Below are 21,233 nucleotides of genomic sequence, written 5' to 3'. Positions count from 1 at the left end.
GAAGGAAAAGTAAACTTTTGGCACTTTTAGGAAATAAAAAAACCGATTAGTTTCCTAATCGGTTTTCTTTGTGGGCGATGAGATTTGATATTAAGAGGAGGAAGCCCTGTGGGCTTCAGGTATTCTAACTTTAGTTCTTAAGAGATGATGATTACCTTCGGTAATCCCCTTCCGAGGAGCCCTGAACAAAGAAAACCAAAGGCTGTTTCATAGCCTTGTTTTTTTATTTCCTAAAAGCACTCACACGAGCAAAGCGACTGCCGAAGGAAAAGTAAACTTTTGGCACTTTTAGGAAATAAAAAAACCGATTAGTTTCCTAATCGGTTTTCTTTGTGGGCGATGAGGGATTCGAACCCCCGACCCTCTCGGTGTAAACGAGATGCTCTGAACCAACTGAGCTAATCGCCCGTCTTGCGCTTGATTGCGAGTGCAAATATAGACCGTTTTTTTGATTCTGCAAATTAAAATGAAAAAAAATTACAAAATTTCTGCAACAACAAAAGTGCTTCCTCCTATATAAATAAAGTCATTAGCCGTTGCTTTTTTTGTAGCGTTCTCATAAGCATTTGAAACAGAATTATATATTTCACCATTAAGTTCGAAATCTTTGGCTTTTGCAGCCAAAATTTCAGCTTCTAAACCGCGAGGAATATTGGGCTTGCAAAAATAATATTTTGCTTTTTTTGGAAACAAGGGCAGAATATCACTTAGATTTTTATCATTTACTACACCTAAAACAATATGCAATTGGTCAAATTTTTCTTTTTTCAACTGATTTAAAACAATCGATAAGCCATGCGCATTGTGTGCCGTATCGCAAATTATTTTCGGATTTTCTCCTAATTGCTGCCAACGCCCTTGCAAATTGGTATTTTTAATCACATTCAAAAAGCCTTTTTTGATGGCTTCTTCAGAAATAGAAAGCAGTTGTTTTTTTTGTAATACTTTCAAAGTTTGCAATACCGTTTTTTTATTGTGAAACTGATAATCGCCTAATAAGGCTGAAGGATAGTTTTCATGGCTCAAATCGGAAGCAAAGTATATTTCAGAATTCGCATCCTTGGCTTTGGCTTCAAAAACGGGTTTAGTTTCGGGTACATATTCGCCTATAACTACAGGAATATTAGGCTTAATAATGCCGGCTTTTTCATAGGCAATCGCTTCTAAAGTATCTCCCAGAAATTGTGTGTGGTCTAATCCTATATTGGTAATAACAGAAACCAATGGCGTGATAATATTAGTAGAATCTAATCTGCCGCCCATACCAACTTCTATAATGTTGATATCAGTTTTTTCTTTAACGAAATATTCGAAAGCCAATCCGACGCTCATTTCAAAAAAGCTCAATTCATGGGCTTCAAAAAACAACTTGTTTTTGTTGATGAAATCACAAACGTAATCTTCAGATATTGGTTTTCCGTTGATAGTAATTCGTTCTCTGTAATCCTTTAAATGAGGCGAAGTATATAAACCAACTTTATAACCGGCTTCTTGTAAAACAGAAGCGAGCAGGTGTGAAGTAGAACCTTTGCCGTTGGTTCCGGCTACGTGTATGCACTTCAAATGCTTTTCAGGATTGCCTAAATGATTGGCTAATAAAACCGTGTTGGTGATGTCTTTTCTATAAGCTGTGGCACCTTGAGTTTGGTACATCGGCAATTGGTTAAACATCCAATCTAAGGTTTCTTGGTAGTTCATAATAAAAAAAGAATAGCTTTCACTATTCTCCTAATTTGAAATTAATTTCGATAAATCCAATTTGTGTCTCTGGAGCTTCATTATCGGGTTGCCATTTGAATTTTCTAGCGGCAGATAAGGCTGGATTTACTAGGCAAGGATTAGTATTTGTTGTTCCTTGGGAACGCTCCGCTTTGATAACATTTCCTTGACGGTTCACCCAAATTTTAACCACAACTTTTCCATACTCATTACAATCTTGGACTTCTTTTGCTGGAGAACTTAATTTTCTGCCCTTTAAACCCCAACTCGTTCCGTTTCCGGAGCCATTACCGTTTCCGCTGCCATAAAAACTACTGGCATAACGGTCTCCGTTAGGGTCTCCTTTATCACCTGGTAATTTATCATTGCCTTGACTGGCTTCTGCTCCCGTTGTTTTAGGACCATTAATCAAACTCTCCAAAGCACTAGTGGTGCTTTGAGATAACTTTGGTTTTGGTTTAACTACTTCCTTAACTTCTTTTACGGGTTTTTTGGCATCCGTTTTCTTGATGACCGGAGCATCTGAATTGTCTTGGGTTGCTACTTCATCTTCTACCGTTTTTTGTGGCGGCGTATATTCCGGTTGTGGGGAAGATTTGACTGGTTCAAGAGGTTGCACTTCACCTTGACCAACATCAGAGGTGCCAAAGTTGATGGCTATGCCATTTTCAGGCGGCGGATCCATATAAGTTAGCCCGAAAAAAAAGCATAATAATAGCAGAATCACAAAAATTACGGTTGTGATGCCAAATGATTTTTTCTCCTCTTTGGTTTCTAAAAACTTCATGATTCCTTATTTAGGTCTAACAGCCAATACAATCTTCATCTGATTTCTATTGGCAATATCCATTACATAAACAGCTTTTTCTATAGGTACGCCTTCTTCTGCTCTCAGAATAATAGGTATATTTTTATCTTTAGAAGTCAGTGACAATAATTGTGCCTCAATCGAACTTTCTTCAATCGGTGTTTTCTCAATGTAAAATTGTAGGTCTTTGTTGATACTTACAGAGATACTTTTATTACTGTCAGTTTTCCCTTTTGCCTTAGGTAATACCAAATCTAAAGCATTAGTGGTTACCATAGTAGATGTTAACATGAAGAAGATTAACAATAAGAAAACGATATCCGTCATTGACGACATATTGAATTCTGGACTTACTCTATTTCTACCTCTTAAATTCATCTTATTTCTTTTCGTTTAATAAGTCAAAAAACTCAACGCCGTTCAATTCCATTAAGTGAACTACTTTATCCGTTTTTACGACCAAGTGATTGTAGCCAATATAGGCAATTAAACCAACTATTAGACCAACCACTGTGGTTGTCATCGCAGTATAAATTCCTTCTGCCAATGCGCCTACTTCTATTTGTCCGCCACCGCTGGCCATTTTGTGAAAGGCCATAATCATTCCGACTACTGTTCCAAGGAAGCCGGTCATTGGGCCTGCGCCGGCTATAGTGGCTAACATACTCGTATTTTTTTCCAAACGGTAAATTTCTAACTTTCCGGCATTTTCTATAGCTGTATTGATGTCTTCTAAACGATTGCCAATTCTGGAAATTCCTTTTTGAATCAATCTGGATACAGGAGAATTGGTTGAAGCACATAACATTTTAGCTGAGTCAAATCTGCCATTGGAAATGTGGTCTTTTATCTGCATCATAAAATTGTTGTCTATTTTTGAAGCCGCGTTGATGGCCATTAGTCTTTCAAAATACAAATAAAGTGCAAAGAAAAGCATCACAAATAAGGCAATCATAACGATTTGCCCGGCTAAACCGCCACTAGTTAAAAGTTCCCAAATTGAAATCGTTTTTTCAACGGGTGCTACTTCTGTTAAAGCATCTTGAGGTACTGAAAGCGAGTCGGCTTGAAGAAATAAACTCATAGGGTTAATAGGTTTTAAATGATTATTGGATTGATGTAAATGTATTTATAATCTTTTGATGTTAAACAATGTTTTAATTTTTCTTTAACGTCTAAATATATAACGCAAAAAACATTAAAATATTATACCAATTGTTTCAGTGCAATTTCAAAGGCAGTTGCGCTGATATTCTTCTTGTCGGAATTCAAGGCGTGGGCTTTGTCTAAGGCTTTTTTTATCGTTTCCGAAATGTCATAGAAGATGGCTTCGTCAGTCATTTGTACTTTTTTCTCCATGAAATAGGCAAAAACTCTCGCCATACCGCAATTCGAAATAAAATCCGGAATCAAACTTACTTTACTGTCTGTCTCCTCCATGATCGAGCCAAAAAATATCTCCTTGTCGGCAAACGGTACATTCGCACCACAAGAAATCACTTCCAAGCCATTGGCAATTAAGTTGTCGATTTGGTCTTTGGTTACCAATCTTGAAGCGGCACAAGGGGCAAAAATATCAGCGCCTAATGTCCAGATTTTTTCGTTGATTTCGGCAAACGGAATCATATTTTGGGCGACCAATTTATTACCGTCTTTATTCAAGAACAATCTTCTGATTTCTTCAAAAGAAAACCCTTCTTCTTTAATCACACCACCATCGCGGTCAATGATTCCCACTACTTTGGCACCCATTTCGGCCAAATAAAAAGCTGCAGCCGAACCTACGTTTCCAAATCCTTGTACAATCGCTTTTTTGCCAACAACGTCACCACCATAAATGCTGTAATAATGACGAACCGCTTCGGCAACACCAAAACCGGTAATCATATCAGCTACAGTATATTTTCTTAAAACATCCGGAGAGAATTTCGGGTTTTCGATTACCTTAATCACACCTTGACGCAATTGTCCGATTCTGTTGATTTTATCAGCTTCTGTTGGTTTGAAATGTCCGTTAAAAACACCCTCTTGCGGATGCCAAACGCCACATTCTTCGGTCATCGGAATTACTTCGTGGATTTCGTCTACATTCAAATCGCCACCGGTACCGTAATAGCTTTTTAATAGGGGAGAAACCGCTTTGTACCAACGTTGCAACACGCCTTTTTTGCGTGGGTCATTCGGGTCGAAATTGATGCCCGATTTCGCACCGCCAATCGCCGGACCTGAAACAGAGAACTTCACTTCCATAGTTTTGGCTAATGACAAAACTTCATTCATGTCTAGTCCTTTTCTCATGCGGGTTCCACCACCGGCAGCGCCACCGCGAAGCGAATTGATTACTGTCCATCCTTCGGCTTCCGTCTCCGCGTCTTTCCAGTTGAAAATGATTTCAGGTTCTTTGTTTTCGAATTTTTTTAATAAGTCTTTCATTGTGTATCATCTGAGCTCACTTCAGATTCTTAGTTTTAGTTAGAGTGTAATTTAGTTTGTGGTGCAAATATAGGAATTTGAAAATTACGAATTACGAATTGGGAATTACGGATATAAAAACACCACTGAATTAATCAGTTTTCAGACTGTTTTTTAAACTATTACTTATATACTTTTCCTGAAGAATGATCCTTCTTCGCGCCGGTCACACTACTCAAAACATTAATCTCTTTGCGTAATTTCAATACGCCAAGGAGTCCAAAAATCAAAGCTTCTTTGTATTCTAAAGTTTTCGAATCAGGAACTACAAACGATACTTCTGGTAAATAATTTTGCATACTTTCTAACAAAAAAGTATTGTATGCACCGCCTCCTGTGATTAGCATTTTGCCACCTCTGTTTGGTAATGCTAAAGCGGTTTGTTTGGCGATATGTTTTATGAATGTGTGCATTTTGTCTTCAATACTGAGGTCGTAACTTTCCATCAAAGGAAATACAATAGTTTTGACAAATTCAAAACCCAAAGATTTCGGATAGGGTTTTTGGTAATAAGATAAATTGTCAAGTTCTTCTAATAAATTAAGGTCTGTGTCGCCACTTTGGGCTATGTTTCCTTTGTCGTCATAGGCTAAGCCAAGTTTATTGGCATAAAAATTCAACACTGTATTCACCGGAGAAATGTCAAAGGCTATTCGTTTGCCGTTTTGCTCAAAAGAAACATTTGAAAAGCCACCCAAATTCAAACAATAATCATAATCAGAGAATAAAATGCGGTCACCAATCGGCACCAATGGCGCGCCTTGTCCGCCCAATTTCACATCTTGCACCCGAAAATCACAAACGACAGTTTCGCCAACAATTGTGGCAATTTCTTTTAGGTTGCCAATCTGTAAAGTGTAACCGTTTTGCGGTTGGTGCAAAATCGTATGCCCGTGACTGCAAACCGCATCGAGGTTAACAATTTTGTGTTTTTGGATAAAGTCTTTGATGATGTTGCCTAAAAGAAGCGTGAAATCTTGGTTTAATTGCTTCAATTCGCCTTTCGAAAAATCCACAGCCGTTCGCAATTTGTTTAACCAATCGTCGCTATAAGAAACGGTCTCACTTTCAAGGATTTTATACTGCCATTTGTCTCTAGTAACAGTGAAATTAATGTGTGCCAAATCAACGCCATCCAAGGATGTGCCCGACATGACACCGATAACTTTATAACTTTCTTTCAACATTGGCTAAATTTACGAAAACGTTTGAAATTCTAACTTTTAAATCCTATTTTTGCGCACCAAAAGTAAAGAAACAACAAACAATAATCGTTACATTATATGGATTTTAATTTAACCGAAGAGCAGTTAATGATTCAACAAGCCGCACGCGATTTTGCTCAGGCGGAATTGTTACCGGGCGTAATAGAAAGAGACGAACACTCCAAATTTCCAACCGAACAAGTCAAAATGATGGCTGATTTAGGGTTTATGGGAATGATGGTTGACCCAAAATATGGTGGCGCCGGATTAGACAGTGTTTCTTATGTTTTGGCGATGACCGAAATTGCCAAAGTGGACGCTTCAGCTGCGGTAATCATGTCGGTGAACAATTCACTGGTTTGTGCCGGAATGGAAAAATACTGTTCGGAAGAACAAAAAATGAAATATTTAGTGCCTTTGGCCAAAGGTGAAGTCATCGGTGCTTTCTGTTTGTCAGAGCCTGAAGCCGGAAGCGATGCTTCTTCACAAAAAACCACGGCTAATGACATGGGCGATTACTATTTGTTAAACGGAACCAAAAACTGGATTACCAATGGCGGAACGGCTTCGACTTATTTAGTTATGGCACAAACCGATGTCGAAAAAGGACACAAAGGAATCAATGCTTTTATCGTTGAAAAAGGTTGGGCCGGATTTGAAATCGGACCCAAAGAAAAGAAAATGGGTATTCGCGGAAGTGATACGCATTCCTTAATGTTCACCGATGTAAAAGTGCCAAAAGAAAACAGAATTGGTGCCGACGGTTTCGGTTTCAACTTTGCGATGAATGTCTTAAACGGCGGAAGAATCGGAATTGCGTCTCAAGCTTTGGGAATTGCCACCGGTGCTTACGAATTGGCGTTGAAATACTCGCAAGAGCGTAAAGCCTTCGGGAAAGAAATTTTCAAACACCAAGCCATTGCGTTCAAATTGGCCGATATGTATGTGAAAATTACCGCAGCCAAATTGCTAATCATGAAAGCGGCTTGCGAAAAAGACGAAGGCAAAGACATTGCCCACAGTGGTGCGATGGCTAAATTATACGCTTCCGAAATTGCTTTGGAAGTAGCCAATGAAGCGGTACAAATTCACGGTGGAAACGGTTACGTAGCCGAATACCACGTAGAAAGAATGATGCGTGATTCTAAAATCACTCAGATTTATGAAGGTACTTCAGAAATTCAAAGAATTGTCATTTCAAGAGGTTTGGTTTCTTAATCAAACCCAAAACGATAAATCAACCCTTTCTTTTCGGAAGGGTTTTTTATTGGATAAAATTTATACTTTTACTAAATGTATGAAGAATTAAAATATTGGTATCTCCGCGATCACAAATTGTTTTGGACATTGAGCATGAACCAAATCAAGCAGTTGTGTATTATTACCGGTTTTAAAAAGGCCAAAAAAGGCGATATCATTTACTTTTCTTCTTCTGATGTGCCACGTGTTTTTTTACTTAAAAAAGGGAACATCAAAATCGTCTCCGTCGATGAAGACGGCAACGAAACCATCAAAGACATTATCGAAAAAGGCGATTTATTTGGTGAACTGACTTTAGAAAATGATAAAAATTCTAATGAATATGCCAAAGCCTTAACCGATGATATCATCATTTGCAGTTTTCTGCTCTCGGATTTTGAAGATTTGTTGTTGCGCAATCCTAGTTTGGCGCTGTCTTACACCAAGTTTGTCGGACTGAAATTAAAACGCATCAAAAACAACTACGCCAATTTGGTTTCCAAAGATGCTAAAACCAGATTGCTCACGTTTATCAAGGATTGGGCAGAACGCGATGGGAAACACGATGGCAATCGGGTAACGATTCAAAACTATCTCACCCAAAATGACATCGCTCAAATCATTTGTACTTCGCGCCAAACCGCTACTGTTTTATTAAATGAGTTAGAAGAAAACGGACTGATGCATTATGGTCGAAAAGAAATCATTATAGAAGATATTTCGAAGCTCTAAAATTATTTTGTCCCAATTGTAAACTACCCGACAAAACCGCTTTTCATGGCGTTTTACTTTTGCTTTATCAAAATAGATAATTTAAAAATTAAATCTCATGAACAAAACCATTTTAATTTTACTGGTTGCTTTAATTTCAATAACCGGTTTGGCTCAAAATTCAAGAGCAACCCATTTCAATTTAGAATACAAAATTGCCTTGCAAGGCTATGATCCGGTAGCTTATTTTACGCAGAAAAAAGCTGTAAAAGGCAAAAAGGAAATCGCCTCAACTTATGAAGACGTAACCTATTATTTTTCTTCTCAAGCCAACAAAGAGACTTTTGCTAAAAATCCTTCGCGTTACGAACCGCAATACGGTGGTTGGTGTGCTTTTGCCATGGGCGATTATGGCAAAAAGGTGGAAGTTAATCCTGAAACTTTTAAAATTTTAGATGGCAAATTGTATTTGTTTTACAATGCTTATTTCAACAACACCTTGAAATCTTGGAACAAAGACGAAGTCAATTTGAAGAAAAAAGCCGATGCCAACTGGAAAAAAATTAGTAATCAGTAATCAGTGTTCAGTAATCAACGCTAACCTTCTAACAATCTCATAATCTAAAATGAAAAACCCAATTATCCTTTGGATTGTCAAGCTCATCGCAGTGGTAATCCTTTTGCAAACCTTATATTTTAAATTCACCGCAGCCGAGGAAAGTGTGTATATTTTTCAAACTTTAGGCATAGAACCTTACGGAAGAATAGGCTCGGGCGTAGTCGAATTAATCGCTTCGATTTTAATTTTAATTCCGAGAACAACCTTGCTTGGTGCACTTTTAGGATTGGGTACCATGTTGGGCGCCATTTTTTCTCATATATTTGTGTTAGGAATCGAAGTGCAAAATGATGGTGGAACGTTATTTGTTTTGGCTGTAATCACTTTAATAAGCTGTTTGTTTTTGGTGTATACAGAGCGAAATAAAATTCCAGAGTTATTGCGATTTAAGGAATAGAAAACTATTTTTTGACCAAAATCGTAACTAGTAGAATAAACAAACAAAAACTAAAATATGCTCATTCCGGCCATCTGTAAAACCCTCAACGAATTGTCAGGTTTGGTCTTGCAACTTTCGGACGACGAGTATTGTTGTCCTTGTCATGACTTGAGCAATGCCACTATTGGGGAACACACCCGTCACATTATTGAAATGTTTCAGTGTCTCGAAAATCAATACGAATCAGGTGTTGTGAATTATGACCACCGCAAGCGAGATTACCTGATTCAAACTAATACGGCTTTCGCCAAAGAATGTATCGATACTATTTTGAACCAAGTAGATAGACCGAATAAAAACTTGCAATTGCAACAAATTGTCGATGGCGAGGAACTGCTGATAGACAGTAATTACCATCGTGAATTGTTGTACAATTTAGAGCATTGCATCCACCACCAAGCGTTAATAAAAGTGGCGATTATCCAGTCGGATACTGTAGATATAGATGAAAATTTTGGGGTAGCACGTTCCACTATCGAATACCGAAAACAATGTGCACAGTAAGTTTTGTCAACACCAATGGTAAAATTATCATTACGTCAAACCGTGATGAGAAACTGCTGCGTCCGAACGCTATTGAACCTAAAAGTTACCGCCTCAATAATAAGAAAGTCATTTTTCCTAAAGACAACAAAGCCGGCGGCACTTGGTATGCCATCGATGAACATTCAAATGTCTTGGTTCTGCTAAATGGTGCCGAAGAAAAGCATGTTTTAAAAGACAGTTATCGCAAAAGCCGTGGTTTAATCGTACTCGATTTAATCGGTAGCCCTTCGCCTTTGGAAGCTTGGCAAAACATCGATTTGGAAAATATCGAACCTTTTACTTTGGTCTTATTTGAAAACCAAAAGCTGTACCAATTGCGCTGGAATGAATGGGAGAAAAGCAGTTTCGAACTAAATACCAACCAAAGCCACATTTGGTCGTCGTCGACTTTATATTCAAAGGAGATTAGAGAAGAAAGAGCCAACTGGTTTTACACTTTTTTGGATATTAAACCCGAAGTCAACGAAGAAGAACTATTCAATTTTCACCGGTATACTGAAGAAGGCAACACCGAACACGGTTTGGTCATCAACCGAAACGACATCTTAAAAACACTCAGTATCACGCAAACCGTAATCGAAAAGAACAAAGTTGCCATTCATTACAATGATTTGATTGCCGAACGAGATTTTTCCAATACCTTTATTTCAGTTTAAAAATGTCACCCTGAGCGCAGTCGAAGGGCATAACTTATAACTCATCATTCTTGAGACTATTTCTACACAAACTCTTCCATTGGGAATATTGGCCGTTCAAAGTTGTATATATCCCAATTTATTTTCTTTGGGCTTATTATGCTTTGAGAGCGCGGACGATTTTCTTTTTCAATACTTGCAATCCGACCATGCGAAACGGCGGATTTATTATGGACAGCAAAATGGAAATCTATGATTTGATTCCACCACAATTTTATCCTAAAACCAAGTTGGTCAAAGAACAATTGTCATTTGAGGAAGTAGAAGAGATTTTAAATGCTTCCAAAATCGAGTTTCCTTTTATTGCCAAGCCCGATATTGGTTTGCGTGGTTCGGCAGTGAAAAAGATTAAAGATTTGGACGACTTAAAAAGCTATCACCGCAAAGCTGATTTTGATTATTTAGTACAAGATTTAATTCCGTTTCCGAATGAAGTCGGGATTTTTTACGTGCGTTATCCCCATGAAAAAAACGGAAGAATCACCGGAATTGTAGCCAAAGAATTCCTGATTGTGGAAGGCGACGGTTTTTCGACTATTGAAGAGTTGATAAAAACCAATCCTCGTTATGAATTGCAGTTGAAAGCGTTGCAAAAAGAATACAGCAACCAACTCAAAGACATTTTGCCCAAAGGCGAAAAACGCAATTTGGTTCCGTATGGGAATCATGCTCGCGGGGCTAAATTTTTAGATTACAGTCATTTAATTTCACCCGAGTTGACCAAAGTTATTGACGATATGTGTCTGCAAATCGATGAGTTTTATTTTGGACGAATGGATTTAATGTACCATACTTGGGAAGAACTCGAACAGGGCAAAAACTTCTCTATAGTCGAACTAAACGGCGCAGCTAGTGAACCTACGCATATTTATGATCCGAAACATTCGCTGTTTTTTGCCTGGAGAGAATTGACGAGACACATTACTTATATGTATGAAATCAGTGTGGTCAATCACAAACGCGGTTATGATTATTTGCCTCACAAAATCGGAATGGAACAGTACAATTTGCATTTGGAACAAAGCAATAAAATTGTGAATTTTTAATGCAAAACTTAAAAAACATATTCGTTGGTTTTCTGGTGAGTTTCATCGGGTCAATTCCATTGGGTTACCTCAATGTGGTGGGTTTTCAGGTTTATGAAAAATCGGGTTTGACGCCAACAGCCTTGTATTTATTAGGCGTAATCATTATTGAGTTCTTTGTGATTTATTTTACCTTAATCTTTGCCAAAAGATTAGCTGAGAATAAAAAACTGACTAAGTATATTGAAGGTTTTTCGATAGTATTCATGTTTGTGCTGGCATATGTTTTTTATTCCAGCGCCAACTCGAAAAGCGATTTTTCAACCACTTATAATTATGCCCCATTTCTTTTGGGAATCGTGCTTAGTTGTTTGAACTTCATTCAAATTCCGTTTTGGACCGGTTGGAATCTTTGGCTTTTGAACGGAAAGTATATTGAAATTTCAGGTTGCAGAAAATATGTTTTTGTTTTAGGAACGATTGTCGGTACTTTTTGCGGAATGTTAACGCTGATTTTGGCCTTGCATTATTTTGCCTCCAATGTGGAATTTTTGGCCCAATATTTAATGCGAATCATCATTCCGTTGGTGTTTGTGGGGTTTGGAATCTGGCAAGGATTTAAATTTTGGAAGAAATATTGCTGATGGTTTTCAAGTCCGTACTTTTAGTATATTTACGACAAGAAAGAAACCCATGAAGAATATTATTATCACCGGAACTTCGCGTGGCATTGGTTACGAATTGGCACTACAATTTGCTCAAGCCGGACACCAAGTGTTAGCCATTTCCCGAAAAACTCCTCAAGCCCTAATTGAAAACGAAAACATCACTTGTCTCTCCGTTGACTTGGGGAAAGAAGAAGAATTGATTGAAGTTGAAAATTTTCTTGCTCGCACTTGGCAGCAAGTGGATATTGTCATTCACAACGCCGGAAGTTTGCTCAACCGACCATTTTCTCAAACGTCGCAAGAAGATTTTGAAAGCATTTACCGAGTGAATGTTTTTGGGGTAGCCAATTTGACGCGGGTTTGTTTACCGTATTTGAAAAAAGGAAGTCATGTCGTTTCGATCAGCTCGATGGGCGGCATTCAAGGCAGTATGAAATTTGCCGGATTGGCCGCTTACAGTTCGAGTAAAGGAGCTGTAATTACACTTTCGGAATTATTAGCCGAAGAATACAAAGAACAAGGAATTGCTTTCAATGTGCTGGCACTCGGAGCCGTGAATACCGAAATGTTGCAAGAAGCTTTTCCCGGGTATGAAGCACCGATTTCTGCGAAAGAAATGGCCGATTACATCTATAGTTTTGCCTTAACCGGCAATAAATACCATAACGGAAAAATAATCCAGGTTTCATCGAGTACTCCATAAAAGTTGATGGTTTTTGGCGATAGTAGTTGAATATAACTATCAACCGACAACCGACAACCGATAACTGAATATGAGCGAAGTCCTTCAAAAATACTTGCCCGAACACGCTGTGCCGTCTTGCTTTGAGCTAATCAAGAGCAACAATGTGCATTTGAAAATCGTCAACGAACGCCAAACGCGTCACGGAGATTACCGTCGGGCGATAGGAGGAAAGCATGAGATTACGGTTAATGCCAATTTGAATAAGTACCGATTTCTGATAACTTTAGTTCACGAAATTGCGCATTTAGTAGCTTATGAAAAATTCGGACGGTTAATCAAACCGCACGGCAATGAATGGAAACATACGTTTCAAAGATTGATGGTGCCATTTATCCGGCCGGAGATTTTCCCACATTCGGTACTGCCATTGGTGGCCAATCATTTCCGAAATCCCACGGCGAGTAGCGATACCGATGCCCGATTGGCTTTTGCCCTAAAACAATTTGACGAGAGAAAACCCGATATTCACTTTGTACACGAAGTCCCAAGCGGCAGTTTATTTAGAATCAAAAACGGCAGAATTTTTCAGAAGAAAGGCTTGCGTGTTAAGCGTTATGAATGTTTGGAAGTCAAAACCGGAAGATTGTATTTGTTCAATGCAAATGCTGAGGTAGAAATAATTCCGGGATAACTACCATATGACTTTGTAACTTTGTAACTTTGGCACTTTGCACTTCATACAATGAACAACAACTATTACGCAATATTAATGGCCGGCGGTGTTGGCTCAAGATTTTGGCCGGTAAGCACCACCGATTTTCCAAAGCAGTTTCACGACATGTTGGGCTCGGGAGAAACTTTGATTCAAAAAACTTTCAGTCGTTTGTCAAAATTAGTTCCAGTTGAAAATATATTCATTTTAACCAATGAACGTTACAACGGTTTGGTTTTGGAACAATTGCCTATGGTAAAGCAAGTGCAAGTTTTATTAGAACCAGCCATGCGTAATACAGCACCTTGTATTTTATATGCCTCGTTGAAAATTCAGAAACAGAATCCCAATGCGGTGATGGTTGTTGCGCCAAGCGATCATTGGATTGAAGACGAAGTGGCCTTTGCCGATAACTTAGCGCATTGTTTTGATTATTGTCAAAAAGAAAATGCTTTGATGACTTTGGGAATTCAACCCACTTTTCCCAATACGGGTTTTGGCTATATCGAGTTTGATGAAAGCGACACCAATCCAATCAAAAAAGTAAAACAGTTCAGAGAAAAGCCCGATTATGAAACCGCCAAAAAGTTTTTGGAGGCCGGAAATTTCCTCTGGAACGGAGGGATTTTTATTTGGAGTGTAAAGTCGATTTCAACAGCTTTTCAACAATTCCAACCTCAAATGCATGCTTTGTTCCAACAAGGGATGGAAAATTATAACACTTCAAATGAAAAACAGTTTATAGAAGACCATTATGCCAAAGCGGAAAACATTTCCATCGATTATGCTGTGATGGAAAAAGCCCAAAATGTCTATGTGCTTCCGGCCACATTTGACTGGAACGACTTGGGGACTTGGGGTTCACTTCACGAAAAGTTAGATAAAGACGACCAAAATAACGCTGTGGTTAATGCCACTGTAATTTTGGAAAATGCTTCCAATAATATTATTCGTTCCAATGCTAAAAAGCTCGTGGTTATTGATGGGTTGGATGATTATATTATCGTTGATAACGAAAATGTACTCATGATTTATCCCAAGAATAAAGAGCAAGACATCAAAAAAATAACAGCCAAAGCCAACGAATTATAGTCCGGAATCAGCGGTTACTCATTTCTTTCCATCAAAAACTAAGAATTTACACAATCATTAAATTTTTATTGTATCTTTCCATTTAGTTTTGTCAGAAAAAAATAGTAATAATGGATCAGCTGAAATTGAAGTTAACTTTTGTCTTTTTACTCCTAACACAATTGACTTTTAGTCAGTTGTCCAATTTTACCCTAACGGTTAACCATACCGATGAAACTTGTACCGGAAATGGGTCTTTGACTTTCAGTGTGTCCAATACAACTCCGGGTTCAACCATCTTATATAGCATTTATCTGCTGCCCGATGTTGCTAACCCAATCTCAATCCAATCCGGTGGCTCATTGTCGGGGTTGAATGCCGGTACTTACCGAGTAGTTGCCACACAATCATTAGCCGGTAACAGTGGAACGCAGCAACAAGACGTAATCATCCTTGATGAAGTTGAAGCATTGACTTATCAGGTCAACAGTATCAATGAAATTTGCGGCAATGACGGAAGAATTACGGTCAATGTTTTATCGGGAAATCTAACGGCTAATGGCTTGAATTATGAGCTTTTTTCCGGACCGATGATCAGAGAATTGCAAGCTTCCAATGTGTTCAATAATTTGACTGCCGGTACTTACCAAGTTAGGGTTTATGACGCTTGTGGTGAAGGAGTGGTGCAAACATTTACCGTGCAACCAACCAATCCGGCGTTAGATGTCGAATTTTTATCACCGGCTTTGGCGAGTTGTACCTCGGTGAATGTCGGGTTCAGTTTTGAATCGCTATTCCCTTCGCCCTTTGGAGTAGTAAAGTTTCCATTACAAGTTACCACAACTGTTTTTCCGCCAACCGGAGGTTCTATTACTTACAATCAAACAGTAAACGGCGGTTTTACCAGTTTTCAACAAGTTCCTTTTTATACCAATCAACCCTATAATTACAGCATTACGTTTACCGATGGTTGTGGTACGGTTTATACCCATAATGGCGTAATCGATAATTTGTCTATTGCAGCTTCTTACACCGTTTTGCCTCAAGGTTGTATTTACAAACAAGTCAGCTTTTTTAATGTGGCCACAGTCACTTTGGTTTCCGCTCCGGCAGCCTTTACAACTTCGCTGCCACAGAGTTACACAAGCCAAATTGTAAACAATTCTGTTACAATATTGTATTTAGTTGAAGGTACTTATGTTTTCAATACCACCGATATTTGTGGTAATCCGCAAGTGTTTACCATTGAAATAATTATTGTGGAAATCGCACCGCCTTTCATAAGTATTTTTGGGCAAAATTGTACTACGGGTTCTTTGTCTATCTATGGTATTTCTGAAATCATTATGGTTTCCGCTCCGGCGACATACCAGGTTACTTTACCCCATGATTATACGAGTTTAATCAATTCCGCTGATTATATCACCTTTGTAAATTTACCCGTAGGGATTTATATTTTTGACGTTTTGGACTTATGTGGAGCACCACATACACTGGAGATTCATATAGATCCTATATCGGTTATTCCTGAGATTTTTGTACGTGAAGGATGCCAAGATGGAACAGGTGCAATCAGAATGATAGGAGAATTTACTGCTATAAGCTTGATTACAGCGCCGGTGGCTTATCAAAGTACATTACCGCAGAACTTGTATGGTAATCTTATAATAAACAATACGAATTTGGTAATAGACTCACTTCCGGCCGGAAATTATGTGATTCAATCGACCAATTCCTGTAACGTCACAACTGATACTGCTTTTACTATTTTGGGACATCAGGATACTACCAATGTTGCCGTAATTCCGAATTGCGGTTCGTTTGATCTTAACTTAAACAACACCAGTACCAACACCGGCATAACCACTTATTGGTTACAAAAATTGAACACGGTTACCAATGATTGGGGACATCCGGCTACCGGGACTGTTTACGTAGAGGGAGTATTGCCGGATAACAGCAACTCTATTCCTTTAATTAATAACACCATCAATTATAATTTGGCTTACCAAGGACATTTCAGAATTTTGAAAGTTTTTAGGAGTTTTGTGAGCAACAGCATCATTCAAACCAATTGTTTTAAAACTATTTATGAATTTGATTACAACGGATTGCCGATGATTGAAGATGTATATTCCATTTCTTGTGGCAGTACTTTTGAAGTAATTGTAATGGCGGTTGGTTTTGATCCTTTGCAGTACAGGATTACCCTTAAAAACGGACAGCCATTTTTAGTGGAGAACGGAAATTCTAATATTTTTACCGGTTTAGAACCGGCTACGTATAACTTTCAGGTACAGGATGCTTGTGGCAATTTCTTAAACAGTGCTTTCGAGATCGTGAATCCCAATCCGCTCGAAATTACGGCGAATCAAGTGTTCTGTGACGGAGACAACTTAACACTTTCGGTGCCCAATTTTTCATTTTTTCAATACCAATGGTGGAAAGACAACGACACAACCAACATTCTCAGTACAACAAGTTCTTTGAATTTCAATCCTTTTAATGCTGCTGCCAACAATGGAACTTATCACGTTAGCATTAGTTACAGCAACAATCCGAACTCTTGTTTGAATCAGGTATTGAGCTATGTGGTTTTGGTGACGAATATTCCTCCAAATGCCGGAAATAGTGGCTCTTTTAGCTATTGTGGACGACAAGGCACTATCGATTTATTTTCGCTACTGCAATCGCAAGGCAATTATGATTCGGGTGGGACTTGGGATGAGATGACTTCAAGCGGTACACTCAGCGGTAATCTTTGGAACACCGGCACTGTTCCTTATGGCAGTTACGAATTCAGATACCATGTTGATGGAAGTTGTAGTTTGTTTGACGAGGCCTTTATCAACATCATCATTTATGAAATACCGGCGATACCGGTAGCCAGTGTCGATAGTATTATTTGCGAAAGCGGAAGTTTACAACTTTATGCCACTACTATTCTCAATGGAACTTACCAATGGACCGGGCCAAATGGATTTATGTCTACTGAGCAAAATCCGATAATCTCAAATCTCTCGGCTGATAATAATGGAACTTATACAGTTTCTGCCAGCCAAAATGGATGTCAGTCTGGGACATCGAGTGTTGCTGTTTTGGTCAATGCCTTGCCTCAGTTTGATTTGAGTCAGAATTGTATCCAAAGTGAATATGTAGTTACCGCTACGCCAATTGCCGGTTCGTTTGACGCTTCAATGGCGACCTACGCTTGGACTGGTCCAAATAATTTTACTGCTGCTCAAAATCCTATTGTTATCACCGGTGGCGAAGTAGGGCTTTACAATTTAACTGTAACCGATGTCAATGGTTGTTCGGCTTCACAAACTATTGATGTTGTCAGAACGATTTGTTTTATTCCGAATGTGATTACGCCAAATGATGATACTACTAATGAGAGTTTTAACCTGGCCGGTTTTGAAGTCGACCGAATTGAAATTTACAACCGTTGGGGTAGAAAAGTATATGAGAAAAACAACTACATCGATGAATGGCATGGCCAAAATATGAATGGCGAAAGATTACCTGATTCGACCTACTATTACATTCTCAATTTAAGAACCGGAGAAAACAAAGCCGGATGGATATTCTTAAGCGCTAATAGATAGGCTTATAAATCTCCTTTATTCTGAGCTTTTCTGATTTTCTTGAAAAGATTGGAAGAATATACAAAATCGGTAATGGCTTCATTATCGGTTTTGAAGATTTCTTTTTTAGTGCCTTCCCAAGCCAAAATACCTTCTTTTAAAAAGATAATTTTGTCACCGATTTCCATCACAGAGTTCATGTCGTGGGTATTAATCACGGTCGTAATGTTGTATTCTAAAGTGATTTCGTGAATCAAATTGTCAATTACAATGGCCGTTTTTGGGTCGAGTCCTGAGTTGGGTTCGTCACAAAAAAGATACTTCGGATTGTTGACAATTGCTCTGGCAATGGCCACACGCTTTTGCATTCCACCCGAAATTTCAGAGGGTTTTTTATGGTTGGCATTAATGAGATTCACACGATTAATTACAAAATTGACACGTTCTTTAATTTCAGCAGCCGATTTGTTGGTAAACATTTTCAACGGAAAACCTACGTTTTCTTCTACGGTCATGCTGTCAAAAAGTGCGCTGCCTTGGAATACCATTCCGATTTCGGTACGTAAAGTTCGTTTTTCATCCGGTGTCAAATCCGAATAAATTCTGCCGTCAAAAGAAATAGTGCCTTTATCGGGTGAATGAATGCCTAACAAACTCTTGAGCAATACGGTCTTTCCTGAACCACTTTGACCAATTATCAAATTGGTTTTTCCGGTATCAAAAATGGTGGAAATCCCTTTTAATACTTTGCTGTCGCCAAATGACTTTTCTATATCTTTTACTTCTATCATTAGGTCAATAGTAATTGCGTTAATATATAGTTGGTCAAAATAATGGTTACCGATGTCCACACAAACGAAACCGTACTGGCTTTACCAACTTCCAAAGCGCCGCCTTTCATATAATACCCGTGAAACGAAGGAATTGTTGCCAATAACATCGCAAAGACAAAGGTTTTAATAAAAGCATATGCAATATGAAACGGAATAAATTCTTGTTGGATTCCGGTAATAAATTCGTTGCTCGAAGCAAATCCGCCGTAAACTGAGGCAATCCAACCGCCAAAAACGCCTAAGAACATCGCAATTCCAATAACAAAAGGATAGAGTAGTAGCGCAATAATTTTGGGGAAAACCAAATAGTTAAGTGAGTTCACACCCATCACTTCCAAAGCATCAATTTGCTCTGTAACACGCATCGTTCCTATGCTTGAAGTGATAAACGAACCCATTTTTCCGGCCATAATGATGGAGATAAACGTTGGGGCAAATTCCAAAATCACCGATTGTCTGGTCGCAAAACCGATAAGGTATTTCGGAATCAACGGATTGGTTAAGTTTAATGCTGTTTGAATGGAAACAACGCCACCAACGAAGAATGAAATAAAACAAACTATCCCAAGCGAATCAATGATTAAATCATCAATTTCCTTGAAAATCAACTGTCTCATGGCCGACCATTTCGTGGGTTTGTTAAATACTTCTTTGAGCATCAAGAAATATTTTCCTATTTGGGATAAATAGCGAACGAGCATCATAGGTTTAAAATAATGTCAAAAATAGTGATAATTAATTTGAAAATGTACCAATTTGGAAATTTGAAAAGGAGCTCAATTTAATATCTTCAAATTTTCAGATTCTCGAATCTTCAAATTAACTTTTCCTTCATCTTTTTCCAACGGTAGTTTCGGATGAATTGAGCTTGCTCTTTGGTCACTAACAATGGCTTCTTAGCTGATTTAGCTTTCCAAAATCCTTTTATATAATCCAGGAAAAGTAATGGTTTTCCTTTTCGCATGGCCAGTTTTAAAGAAGCAATCGAGGTGATGAAAAAGCCATAGCCTAAAGAATAAAAAGCTTCTCCTTGTTTGTAACGTGCGGTTTTATTGTAATTGGCACCTGTGGGTTTGAGGTGCTTGACTTTTAAAGATGCATCGGTAACGACTTTCCAATGGTAAAATTTACAGAGTAATTCGTCAACCGTGTCCCAACCCATAGCCGGTTTCAATCCACCAATTTGTTGGAATGTAGCTTTTCGGTACGCTTTAAAAGCACCGCGAATGTGGTCTTTATCTGTTAGGTTTTCCAGAATCCAATCGCCGTTTTTTTCGATGTAGGCAAAACCGCCTACCATTCCGATTTGCTCATCGGATTGAAAATGGTTGATTATCGTTTCAAAATAATTAACGGGAAAAATCAAATCGGCATCGGCTTTTACAATGATGTCGTAATTCTCATCTAAAGTTTCCAACCCTTTTTGAAATGCCTGAATCACTTTGCTTCCCGGCAAATGAATGGCGTCTGAAGTTTTATTGACCAAAGAAATCCAAGGATGCTTTTCGGCGAAAGCCAAAACAATCTCAGCGGTGGTATCTGTAGAATTGTCATTCACAATCACGGCCTTGGTGGGCAAAACAGTTTGCTCGACTAACGATTGTAAAGTCAAAGCCATGAATGCTTCTTCGTTATGCGCCGGAATGACAATATAGTAGTTCATTATTTTATCTTCTCAGCATAAACCATGTAATATCTCGGAGTGAAATATCTCAATAAAGGACGGAAACCTAGTTTCTTTACGGGATGTGTAAACTTTACGCTATCCACAATTTTCCAGCCGGTTTTTTCCAAGAGCCAATCGAGTTGCCAATCTTCAAACTCGTGATAATGTCTGTCCCACATATCTGTTTTACTGCGATAAGCCGGAGAAAACCACAAACGCAGCGGAATCGAAATCAATATTTTATTGGCTTTTACATTTTCTAAAACGGTATACGGATTGAGTAAATGTTCGAAGATTTCAAAGGCAGTAAACACTTGGTAGTTTTCATTTTGCAAGGCCGATTGGTCGTTGTCTACATCTTCGCCTTTGGTATTGATAACGGTATAGCCATTGTCTTCCATGATTTTGGAAAACGGATTGGGCACACCTAAATCCAAAATGGTTTCAGCAGTGGTAATGTGTTTTTTTAAAAACTGAAGGGTAATGTTAAAGCGCTTACTTGGGTATGTCTTCTCGTACATTGATTAAGTTAC

General features: G+C 38.4%; 22 protein-coding genes and 1 tRNA gene. 12 read left to right on the top strand and 11 right to left on the bottom strand.

Going from position 1 to position 21,233, the window contains the following annotated elements:
* Nucleotides 1–333: 333 nt before the first annotated feature.
* The 7 genes from HA632_RS02930 to HA632_RS02900 form a co-directional block, all read right to left on the bottom strand.
* Nucleotides 334–408 (bottom strand) — tRNA-Val (locus HA632_RS02930).
* Nucleotides 409–477: 69 nt separating this feature from the next.
* Nucleotides 478–1,698 carry a folylpolyglutamate synthase/dihydrofolate synthase family protein gene (locus HA632_RS02925; protein ID WP_176305727.1) on the bottom strand — a complete coding sequence of 407 codons (1,221 nt, stop codon included), beginning with the start codon at nt 1,696–1,698 and terminating at the stop codon, nt 478–480.
* 22 nt (nt 1,699–1,720) lie between these two features.
* Nucleotides 1,721–2,506 carry an energy transducer TonB gene (locus HA632_RS02920; RefSeq protein WP_176305726.1) on the bottom strand — a complete coding sequence of 262 codons (786 nt, stop codon included), beginning with the start codon at nt 2,504–2,506 and terminating at the stop codon, nt 1,721–1,723.
* Between the two features lie 6 nt (nt 2,507–2,512).
* The gene (locus HA632_RS02915; protein ID WP_176305725.1) at nt 2,513–2,905 is read right to left on the bottom strand and encodes a biopolymer transporter ExbD; all 393 of its coding nucleotides are present in this window, start codon (nt 2,903–2,905) and stop codon (nt 2,513–2,515) included.
* 1 nt (nt 2,906) lies between these two features.
* Nucleotides 2,907–3,611 (bottom strand): MotA/TolQ/ExbB proton channel family protein, encoded by a 705-nt coding sequence (locus HA632_RS02910; RefSeq protein ID WP_176305724.1) that lies wholly within the window; start codon nt 3,609–3,611, stop codon nt 2,907–2,909.
* Nucleotides 3,612–3,733: 122 nt separating this feature from the next.
* A complete protein-coding gene (locus HA632_RS02905; protein ID WP_176305723.1) occupies nt 3,734–4,960 on the bottom strand; it encodes a Glu/Leu/Phe/Val dehydrogenase in 1,227 nt (408 codons plus the stop codon).
* Nucleotides 4,961–5,121: 161 nt separating this feature from the next.
* A complete protein-coding gene (locus tag HA632_RS02900) occupies nt 5,122–6,186 on the bottom strand; it encodes an anhydro-N-acetylmuramic acid kinase (RefSeq protein WP_176305722.1) in 1,065 nt (354 codons plus the stop codon).
* Nucleotides 6,187–6,282: 96 nt separating this feature from the next.
* Between HA632_RS02900 and HA632_RS02895 the strand changes: the two genes are divergently transcribed.
* From HA632_RS02895 to HA632_RS02840, 12 genes are all read left to right on the top strand, one after another.
* The gene (locus HA632_RS02895) at nt 6,283–7,422 is read left to right on the top strand and encodes an acyl-CoA dehydrogenase family protein (protein ID WP_176305721.1); all 1,140 of its coding nucleotides are present in this window, start codon (nt 6,283–6,285) and stop codon (nt 7,420–7,422) included.
* Between the two features lie 75 nt (nt 7,423–7,497).
* Nucleotides 7,498–8,175 (top strand): Crp/Fnr family transcriptional regulator, encoded by a 678-nt coding sequence (locus tag HA632_RS02890; protein ID WP_176305720.1) that lies wholly within the window; start codon nt 7,498–7,500, stop codon nt 8,173–8,175.
* Between the two features lie 97 nt (nt 8,176–8,272).
* Nucleotides 8,273–8,731, top strand: coding sequence for a YHS domain-containing (seleno)protein (locus tag HA632_RS02885; RefSeq protein ID WP_176305719.1), 459 nt, complete (start codon nt 8,273–8,275; stop codon nt 8,729–8,731).
* 49 nt (nt 8,732–8,780) lie between these two features.
* Complete coding sequence (locus HA632_RS02880; RefSeq protein WP_176305718.1) at nt 8,781–9,170, top strand: DoxX family protein; 390 nt, start codon at nt 8,781–8,783, stop codon at nt 9,168–9,170.
* A gap of 57 nt (nt 9,171–9,227) precedes the next feature.
* A complete protein-coding gene (locus tag HA632_RS02875; protein WP_176305717.1) occupies nt 9,228–9,716 on the top strand; it encodes a DinB family protein in 489 nt (162 codons plus the stop codon).
* Nucleotides 9,704–10,414 carry an NRDE family protein gene (locus HA632_RS02870; RefSeq protein ID WP_176305716.1) on the top strand — a complete coding sequence of 237 codons (711 nt, stop codon included), beginning with the start codon at nt 9,704–9,706 and terminating at the stop codon, nt 10,412–10,414. The genes HA632_RS02875 and HA632_RS02870 overlap by 13 nt, the downstream gene beginning before the upstream one ends.
* A 50-nt stretch (nt 10,415–10,464) precedes the next feature.
* Nucleotides 10,465–11,499, top strand: a complete 1,035-nt coding sequence (locus tag HA632_RS02865) for a D-alanine--D-alanine ligase (protein ID WP_176305715.1) — start codon at nt 10,465–10,467, stop codon at nt 11,497–11,499.
* Nucleotides 11,499–12,122: a hypothetical protein gene (locus tag HA632_RS02860; RefSeq protein ID WP_176305714.1), complete on the top strand. Its 624-nt coding sequence runs from the start codon at nt 11,499–11,501 to the stop codon at nt 12,120–12,122. Before HA632_RS02865 ends, HA632_RS02860 begins: the two co-directional genes overlap by 1 nt.
* A gap of 49 nt (nt 12,123–12,171) precedes the next feature.
* The gene (locus tag HA632_RS02855) at nt 12,172–12,849 is read left to right on the top strand and encodes an SDR family oxidoreductase (protein ID WP_176305713.1); all 678 of its coding nucleotides are present in this window, start codon (nt 12,172–12,174) and stop codon (nt 12,847–12,849) included.
* A gap of 70 nt (nt 12,850–12,919) precedes the next feature.
* Nucleotides 12,920–13,522: a SprT-like domain-containing protein gene (locus HA632_RS02850; protein WP_176305712.1), complete on the top strand. Its 603-nt coding sequence runs from the start codon at nt 12,920–12,922 to the stop codon at nt 13,520–13,522.
* A 51-nt stretch (nt 13,523–13,573) separates the two neighbouring features.
* Complete coding sequence (locus tag HA632_RS02845; RefSeq protein WP_176305711.1) at nt 13,574–14,635, top strand: mannose-1-phosphate guanylyltransferase; 1,062 nt, start codon at nt 13,574–13,576, stop codon at nt 14,633–14,635.
* Nucleotides 14,636–14,745: 110 nt separating this feature from the next.
* Nucleotides 14,746–18,222: a gliding motility-associated C-terminal domain-containing protein gene (locus tag HA632_RS02840; RefSeq protein ID WP_176305710.1), complete on the top strand. Its 3,477-nt coding sequence runs from the start codon at nt 14,746–14,748 to the stop codon at nt 18,220–18,222.
* 2 nt (nt 18,223–18,224) lie between these two features.
* Here the strand turns inward: HA632_RS02840 and HA632_RS02835 are convergent, their stop codons facing one another.
* The 4 genes from HA632_RS02835 to HA632_RS02820 form a co-directional block, all read right to left on the bottom strand.
* Nucleotides 18,225–18,992, bottom strand: a complete 768-nt coding sequence (locus tag HA632_RS02835; protein ID WP_176305709.1) for an ABC transporter ATP-binding protein — start codon at nt 18,990–18,992, stop codon at nt 18,225–18,227.
* Entirely contained in the window at nt 18,992–19,738 is a 747-nt protein-coding gene (locus HA632_RS02830) for an ABC transporter permease (RefSeq protein ID WP_176305708.1), read from the bottom strand. Before HA632_RS02830 ends, HA632_RS02835 begins: the two co-directional genes overlap by 1 nt.
* Nucleotides 19,739–19,848: 110 nt before the next feature.
* Nucleotides 19,849–20,697, bottom strand: coding sequence for a glycosyltransferase family A protein (locus tag HA632_RS02825; RefSeq protein ID WP_176305707.1), 849 nt, complete (start codon nt 20,695–20,697; stop codon nt 19,849–19,851).
* A complete protein-coding gene (locus HA632_RS02820; protein WP_176305706.1) occupies nt 20,697–21,221 on the bottom strand; it encodes a methyltransferase in 525 nt (174 codons plus the stop codon). Before HA632_RS02820 ends, HA632_RS02825 begins: the two co-directional genes overlap by 1 nt.
* Nucleotides 21,222–21,233: the final 12 nt, after the last annotated feature.

It is taken from the genome of Flavobacterium sp. J49, from assembly GCF_011742145.1.
In the GTDB taxonomy this organism is placed as follows: Bacteria; Bacteroidota; Bacteroidia; order Flavobacteriales; family Flavobacteriaceae; genus Flavobacterium.
This window is presented reverse-complemented; position numbering and strand designations above follow the sequence as displayed.